Annotated in this window: 1 rRNA gene; it reads left to right on the forward strand. The window is 57.6% G+C overall.

Annotation, left to right across the window (positions count from 1 at the left end):
- Positions 1-272: 272 nt before the first annotated feature.
- A 23S ribosomal RNA gene (locus ACIQVT_RS34735) occupies positions 273-1,025 on the forward strand; the annotation flags it as partial.

Here is a 1,025-nt window from a genome sequence, read left to right on the forward strand (position 1 = left end):
CTGGTCAGAGGCCAGTACATCGGCGAATGTTCGATGCTGGTTGCTCATGGGTGGAACGTTGACTATTCGGCACACTCGGTCTTCTCAGGTCACTAGTACTGCTTCGGCGTGGAACGTGGGATGAAGAGATGCGGGGGTGTCGGGCACGCTGTTGGGTGTCTGAGGGAATGGATTTTTCCTCAGTTGCCGGCCCCAGTGCACTCGGATTTCGGTCCGGGGTGATGGGTGGTTGGTCGTTGTTTGAGAACTGCACAGTGAACGCGAGCATCTGTGGCCAAGTTTTTAAGGGCGCACGGTGGATGCCTTGGCACCAGGAACCGATGAAGGACGTGGGAGGCCACGATAGTCCCCGGGGAGTCGTCAACCAGGCTTTGATCCGGGGGTTTCCGAATGGGGAAACCCGGCAGTCGTCATGGGCTGTCACCCTTGCCTGAACACATAGGGCAAGTGGAGGGAACGCGGGGAAGTGAAACATCTCAGTACCCGCAGGAAGAGAAAACAACCGTGATTCCGGGAGTAGTGGCGAGCGAAACCGGATGAGGCCAAACCGTATGCGTGTGAGACCCGGCAGGGGTTGCGTATACGGGGTTGTGGGATCTTTCTTTCACGGTCTGCCGGCCGTGAGACGAGTCAGAAACCGTTGATGTAGGCGAAGGGCATGCGAAAGGCCCGGCGTAGAGGGTAAGACCCCCGTAGTCGAAACATCAGCGGCTCGTTTGAAAGACACCCAAGTAGCACGGGGCCCGAGAAATCCCGTGTGAATCTGGCGGGACCACCCGCTAAGCCTAAATATTCCCTGGTGACCGATAGCGGATAGTACCGTGAGGGAATGGTGAAAAGTACCGCGGGAGCGGAGTGAAATAGTACCTGAAACCGTGTGCCTACAAGCCGTGGGAGCGTCGGAACAAGGCTTGCCTTGTTCTCGTGACTGCGTGCCTTTTGAAGAATGAGCCTGCGAGTTTGCGGTGTGTTGCGAGGTTAACCCGAGTGGGGAAGCCGTAGCGAAAGCGAGTCCGAACAGGGCG

The sequence above is a fragment of the Streptomyces sp. NPDC100445 genome, from assembly GCF_044759735.1.
Taxonomy (GTDB): domain Bacteria; phylum Actinomycetota; class Actinomycetes; order Streptomycetales; family Streptomycetaceae; genus Streptomyces.